The sequence below is a fragment of the Nocardia sp. No.11 genome (assembly GCF_038752175.1).
Taxonomy (GTDB): Bacteria; Actinomycetota; Actinomycetes; order Mycobacteriales; family Mycobacteriaceae; genus Nocardia; species Nocardia canadensis.
Genome location: NZ_JBCGFB010000204.1, coordinates 1 through 6,299, shown reverse-complemented (window position 1 = coordinate 6,299; position 6,299 = coordinate 1). Strand labels below are relative to the sequence as shown.

Sequence of the window (6,299 nt, the reverse complement as noted above, 5' to 3'; positions counted from 1 at the left end):
GTACTTCCCCGAGCTGTTCTTCACCATGATCCTCGGCGGCGAGGAGCCGATCGATCACCTGCAGAAGTCGCTGCTGCGCGCCGGGGTCGACCTGCATCCGATGGTGCAGCGGGTGATGCAGATCCACGTCGCCGAAGAGGCGCGCCACATCTCGTTCGCGCACGAGTACCTGCGCCGCAATGTGCCGGGGATGAACCCGATCACCAAAACCGCGCTGTCGGTGCTGTTCCCGATCGCGATGCGGATCATGCTGGACATGATCATGACGCCGCCGAAGGAGTTCGTCGACAAGTTCGACATCCCCGCCGAGGTCATGCGCGAGGCGTACTGGGGCGGCGAGGAATCGCAGGTCACGATGCGCAACATCTTCGGCGACGTGCGCGCGCTGGCCACCAACAGCGGACTGATGAACCCGGTGGCCAAGCTCGCCTGGCGCCTGCTCGGCATCGACGGCCCGGTCACCAGGTACCGCAGCGAGCCCGCACGCAAGGTCGCTTGAGCGAGATCGGCCCGCCGCGTACCGGCGGGCCGACGGCGGCCCCCGCCATCGGACGTCGCCACTGTACACAGCGATGTACAGTGGGATATGGCCGATTACGAAACTGTGCCGTTGACCGAATTGCGGGGGCAGCTCGGTAGTGTTTTCGACGGGGTGTCCGCCAGCGGACGTCCGGTGATCGTGACGCGGGAGGGGAAAGAATTGGTCGCGGTGGTTCCTGCCGAAGTGTTGCGCCACGGGGCCCTGCCCCCCGCGTACTTCAACGACGACCTGCGCGAGCAGATCCTGGGCGGCCTCGACGACCGCATCCAGCAGCACTCCGCCGCCGACATCGCCGACGCGCAGGCCAAACTCGACGTACTCATGAGCGCACTGGACGGCACCGGCGCGGGCCTGCGGTGAGCGTCGCCGACCACACCGCCCTCACCTCGCTCGCCATGTCCCCGCTGTTCGGGCAGGTCATCATGCGCCAGTTCACCCAGCAGCGCCGGATCATGGTGGTCCCGGCGGTGAGCCTGATGGCCGCCATGCGCGCCGTCGACAACATCGACGAACTCGGTCGCCTGCTCGACAATCGGGTCGCCGTGCGCTGGGCCGAACTGGACGCGGCCACCGCGATCCGAATCGGCACCACCGTCCCGATGGCCGACGACCACACCGAATGGCCGCTGGTCGCGCCCGTCGTCTTCACCGCGCAGAACCTCGATATGCCGGTGCTGACCGCCAAACCGGAGCTGTATCGCGGCTACAAGGTGCAGGTCGCCCCGATGCCGTGAGGCCGGGCCAGTGACCGCGGCCACAGTGCGCGTCGGTTACGGTGCACGAGCGAACGATCCACCAGGGAAAGCAGTACCAGGAACACTCGAGGAGAGCTGGTTATGCATCAACTGAGTTTCATGCGTCGCTTCACCACCGCGGTCGCCGCTACCTCGGCCGCCGTCGCCGTCGTCTTCGCCGCCCCCGCCTCCGCCGACCCCGCCCCGCAGGCCACGGTCGACGTGGCCGCGGCCGTCGCGCAGCTGCGCACCACGGTCGCGGGCAACCCGGGCGCGCTCGCCGCCCTGGACAAGCTGGTCGACAAGGGCACCGTCGACGTCGCGCTGCCCGCGCAGCCCTTCCAGATCCCCGCGACCTCCGACATCGGCCAGAACGGCGGTGGCCCCGGCGTCTACGGCTCGGGCATCGCCCTCGACATCGACGGCTTCCGGATGGGCTTCTTCGGCGGGCCCGGCACCATCTCCCCCAATCAGGGTGGCGCGAAGCTCGAGGTCATGTGGCTGAACCTGTCCAACGGCCAGAGCGGCACCGCGGTGCTGACCGAGCACCAGGACGTGCCGGTCGACACCACGATCCGCACCGCTCCGCTGAACACCGGCGGCGGGCTCGTCGTGGCCGCGGTGTACGGCAACCTGTGGCACCGCTGGTCGGTGCCGGTCGACGAGGCGCACCCGGACGGCTACGCCTACCAGCTGGGCACCATCCAGCAGCCGACCTTCGGCGCGGTCACCCGGTAGTCCACTCCCGCACGCACCCCGGAATCGCCACGTTTCCGGGGTGCGTGCGCGGTCGGCGGGCAGCATTGCCGCGCAACAGGTCCGGGGTGGCGTAGGTTTGCCGCGTGGATCTGGTCGACCGACTCGAAGAACTGGAACGACGGGTAGCCGCCCTGGAGCAGTCCGGCGGCGGTGACCCGCAACTGCCGTGGGCGGTCGCGCGCCTGCGGCAGGAGTTCGACGCCGCCGGCGTACGCAACGGCGGCGTCCTCCTGGCGGGCGCGCTGCAATTGCCGACCGGCGAGCGGCTGGACTGGCAGGCACAGTTCGCCACCGATGCCATCGTGGGTGACGTGTGGACCATCGAAGCCGCCAATTGCCTTGCGGTCCTGGCCAATCCGGTACGCCTGCGGCTGCTGCGCGAGATCGTCTACGGTCGCCGCACCGCGGCCGACCTGGCCGCCATCGAGGAACTGGGCACCTCGGCCGAGATCTACCAGCACCTGCGCCAGTTGGCCGCGGTCGGCTGGCTGCAGACCGCCGGGCTAGGCCGGTTCGAGGTACCGGAGGGCAGGCTCGTCCCGTTGCTCGCGGCGCTGGCCAGCGCGCAACGCTGATTGATAAATGTCCTAATTGTCCGGTTGGAATACTGTGATGCAGGGCACATCGACTGCTACCGTGAGCATCCAGGGATCGATGCTGTGGAGGTAGCCGAGTGAACGTGACCCATCTGCTCGAAAGCGTGAAGGCGCTCGGGGTGCTGCGTTCGCGCGGCGTCTCCGACCCGACCAAACCGCTCGAGACCTTGCGGACCATGAAGGAATCCAAGATCTACGGCCCCCAGGCCACCTTGGTCCGGCACTCCGCCCGCGTCGCGCCCGAGCAGGTCGCGCTGGCCGACGAGCGGGGCGAGCTCACCTACCGTGAGCTCGACGAGCAGTCCACGGCGATCGCCCGCGGCCTGCACGACGCCGGCATCAAGCAAGGCATGGTGATCGCGGTGCTGGCGCGCGACCATCGCGGGCTGCTCATGTCGATGATCGCGGCGGGCAAACTGGGCGCGCGCATCGCACTGATGAACACCGGCTTCGCCAAACCGCAGTTCGCCGAGGTGTGCGAGCGCGAGCAGGTCCGCGCCGTGCTGCACGACAGCGAGTTCATCGGACTGCTCGACGCACTGCCCGCCGAGCTGCCGCGCTTCCTCACCTGGGTCGACGAGGGCGCCGAACTGCCCGCGGGCGCGACGACCTTCGACGACCTCATCGCCGGCAACTCCACCGAGCCGCTGCCCCCGCCGAGCAAGCCGGGCGGGTTCATCATCCTCACCAGCGGCACGACCGGCCTGCCCAAGGGCGCGCCGCGCACCAAGGTCACCCCGATGGCGACCGCGCAGTTCGTCGACCGGGTGCCCTTCCCCAAGCGCGGCACCATGATGATCGTCTCGCCGATCTTCCACAGCACGGGTCTGGGCACCTGGCTGGTCGGCACCATCCTGTCGAACAAGATCGTGGTGCGCCGCCGCTTCGACGCCGAGGCCACGCTGGCCGCGATCGCCGAGCACAAGGTGGAGATGCTGGTCGCGGTGCCGACCATGCTGCACCGGCTGACCGAGCTGCCCGCCGAGGTCAGGGCGAAGTACGACCTGTCCTCGCTGAAGGTGATCCTGTTCGCCGGGTCCGCGCTCTCCCCCGAGCTGTGCATCAAGGCCACCGAGGCGTTCGGACCGGTGCTCTACAACCTCTACGGCTCGACCGAGGTGGCCATCGCGACCATCGCCACCCCGGCCGAGCTCGCCGAGGCGCCGGGCACCTGTGGGCGCTCCCCGATCACCTGCGAGGTCCGCCTCTACGACGAGAACGACCAGCGAGTCGAGACGCCGGAGACCACGGGCCGGATCTTCGTGCGCAGCGGCGCGCCCTTCGAGGGCTACACCGACGGCCGGAACAAGCAGATCATCGACGGTTTCATGTCCAGCGGCGACCTCGGGCACTTCACCGCCAGCGGCCTGCTCATGGTCGACGGCCGCGACGACGACATGATCGTCTCCGGCGGCGAGAACGTCTTCCCGCAGGAGGTGGAGAACCTGCTGGTGGAGCGCGCCGACGTGTTCGACGTGGCGGTGGTCGGCGTGGACGACGTCGAATTCGGCAAGCGACTGCGCGCCTTCGTGGTGCTCGAGGAGGGCCACAGCACCGGCGCCGCCGAGATCCAGGCGCACGTCAAGGAGAATCTGGCCCGCTACAAGGTGCCGCGCGAAGTGGTCTTCGTCGACGAACTCCCCCGGAACGCGACCGGCAAGATCCTGCGCCGTGTCCTCATCGATTATGAGGTGTCACAGTGAGGTCGGCGGACTGAGAGACAGAGCACAACCGGACCGCGTTGCTTGCTATTGTTAGCACCAGCACTGGATCTCGATGACGCGGTCCGGCCCCACGGGGGTTCGTCGTGGGATCGGTCTGCCGGAAGGCTGTTCGATGTCTCTGTCTCTGCCCGCGCTCGGCGGAACCGCCCGGCGCGCCGGTGATTTCGCGCTCGGCGTCAAAGTGATGATGGATCGCAAGCTGTTCAATCCGCTGCGCCTGGATCACGCCGCCCGCTCGTTCTTCAACGTCTCCAAGTTCGGCCCGTTCGCCGGTGTGGTCATGCACGCCGCCCAGACCAGGCCGGACGCGGGCGCCATCGTCGACGAGCGCGGCGAACTCACCTTCGGGATGCTCGACGAGCAGTCCAACGCGCTGGCCCGCGGCCTGCGGGCGAGCGGCATCGCCGAGGGCGACGTGATCGCCGTGCTGGCCCGCGATCATCGCGGCATGGTGCTCAGCCTGCTCGCCGCGGGCAAGCTCGGCGTGCGCGCGGTGCTGATGAACACCGGCTTCGCCAAGCCACAGTTCGCCGACGTGGCCGCGCGCGAGAAGGTCAAGGCGGTGCTGCACGACAGCGAGTTCGTCGACCTGATGAGCGCCATCCCCGCCGACATCCCGCGCGTGCTCACCTGGGTCGACGAGGCGCACGGCGTCGACCCGGCGATCCCGACCGTCGAGTCGGTCTCGGCCGGCCGTTCGGTGTCGCCGCTGACCCCGCCGAGCAAGCCGGGCGGCATGGTCATCCTGACCAGCGGCACCACTGGAACCCCGAAGGGCGCCCCGCGCGACAAGGTGAGCCCGTTCGCCTCCGCCCAGTTCATCGACCGGGTGCCGCTGCCCAACAACGGCACCATGATCATGGCGGCGCCGATCTTCCACGGCACCGGGCTGTCGCAGTTCACCCTCGGCCTGGCGCTGGGCAACCGGGTGATCTTCCAGCAGCGCCGGTTCGATCCGGAGAAGACGCTGGCCAATATCGTGAAGTACCAGGCGGATTCGCTGATCGTGGTGCCGACCATGCTGCAGCGCATCCTCGATCTGGACGAGCAGATCCTGGCGAAGTACGACCCGAAGACGATCAAGGTCATCTTCGCGGCCGGCTCGGCCATCGCGCCCGACGTGGTGACCCGCACGCTGGACTACTTCAACGACAGCCTCTACAACCTCTACGGCTCCACCGAGTGCGCGGTGATGACCGTGGCGACCCCCGAGGACCTGCGCAAGGCGCCGACCACCGCGGGCAAGGCCCCGGTCGGCATCCGGATCGTGCTGCTCGACGAGAACCGCAAGCCGATCACGGCGCCGAACGTCACCGGAACCATCTTCGTGGACAACGGTTTCGCCTTCACCGGCTACACCGACGGCCGCACCAAGGAGATCGTCGACGGGATGATGTCCAGCGGTGACGTCGGCCATTTCGATGCCGACGGGCTGCTCTACATCGACGGCCGCGACGACGACATGATCGTCTCCGGCGGCGAGAACGTCTTCCCGCTCGAGGTGGAGAACCTCATCGCAGGCCGGGCGGACGTGTTCGAGGCGGCCGTGGTCGGCGTCGACGACCGCGACTACGGCAAGCGGCTGCGCGCGATCGTCGTCCCCGGCCCGGAGTCGGCGCGCGACGCGCAGGAGATCAAGGACTACGTCCGCGAGAACCTGGCCCGCTACAAGGTCCCGCGCGAGGTCATCTTCGTCGACGAGTTGCCCCGCAACGCCACCGGCAAGCTGCTGCGCAAGCCGCTGATCGAGATGGACGCCGAACAGGCGTGAGTCCGGCCGTGCGATGGCGGTCGGTCGGCCCATACCGGTCGACTATCATCAGCGCGTGATCATCGAGTTCGCGCGGACCGCCGCGCCGTCGCGTGCCGTCGGCGCGCGGCTGCGCGGCGCCTGCGCGGGCTCGATGTCGGGAGCGTTGTCGCTGGCCGCCCACGGGCTGGCCTC

The 6,299-nt window shown here is 68.7% G+C and carries 7 protein-coding genes; all 7 read left to right on the top strand.

Features of this window, described 5'->3' with window-relative positions; translation table 11 throughout:
* The coding region (locus tag V8688_RS30905; RefSeq protein ID WP_342802275.1) for a diiron oxygenase at positions 1-499 on the top strand (499 nt) is incomplete at its 5' end.
* An 87-nt stretch (positions 500-586) separates the two neighbouring features.
* Positions 587-901: a type II toxin-antitoxin system prevent-host-death family antitoxin gene (locus V8688_RS30900; RefSeq protein ID WP_342802274.1), complete on the top strand. Its 315-nt coding sequence runs from the start codon at positions 587-589 to the stop codon at positions 899-901.
* Positions 898-1,275 (top strand): hypothetical protein, encoded by a 378-nt coding sequence (locus tag V8688_RS30895; protein WP_342802273.1) that lies wholly within the window; start codon positions 898-900, stop codon positions 1,273-1,275. Before V8688_RS30900 ends, V8688_RS30895 begins: the two co-directional genes overlap by 4 nt.
* Positions 1,276-1,377: 102 nt before the next feature.
* Positions 1,378-2,013 carry a hypothetical protein gene (locus V8688_RS30890; protein WP_218720981.1) on the top strand — a complete coding sequence of 212 codons (636 nt, stop codon included), beginning with the start codon at positions 1,378-1,380 and terminating at the stop codon, positions 2,011-2,013.
* A gap of 104 nt (positions 2,014-2,117) precedes the next feature.
* Complete coding sequence (locus tag V8688_RS30885) at positions 2,118-2,609, top strand: winged helix-turn-helix domain-containing protein (RefSeq protein ID WP_218720982.1); 492 nt, start codon at positions 2,118-2,120, stop codon at positions 2,607-2,609.
* Between the two features lie 98 nt (positions 2,610-2,707).
* On the top strand, positions 2,708-4,333 hold the full coding sequence (locus tag V8688_RS30880) for an acyl-CoA synthetase (protein ID WP_218720983.1): 1,626 nt from the start codon (positions 2,708-2,710) through the stop codon (positions 4,331-4,333).
* Positions 4,334-4,466: 133 nt separating this feature from the next.
* On the top strand, positions 4,467-6,125 hold the full coding sequence (locus tag V8688_RS30875) for an acyl-CoA synthetase (protein ID WP_218720984.1): 1,659 nt from the start codon (positions 4,467-4,469) through the stop codon (positions 6,123-6,125).
* Positions 6,126-6,299 lie beyond the last annotated feature (174 nt).

Coding starts and splice junctions, on each gene's coding strand:
- V8688_RS30900 (WP_342802274.1), top strand. CDS start 587: ATGGCCGATTACGAAACTGTGCCGTTGACCGAATTGCGGGGGCAGCTC.
- V8688_RS30875 (WP_218720984.1), top strand. CDS start 4,467: ATGTCTCTGTCTCTGCCCGCGCTCGGCGGAACCGCCCGGCGCGCCGGT.
- V8688_RS30890 (WP_218720981.1), top strand. CDS start 1,378: ATGCATCAACTGAGTTTCATGCGTCGCTTCACCACCGCGGTCGCCGCT.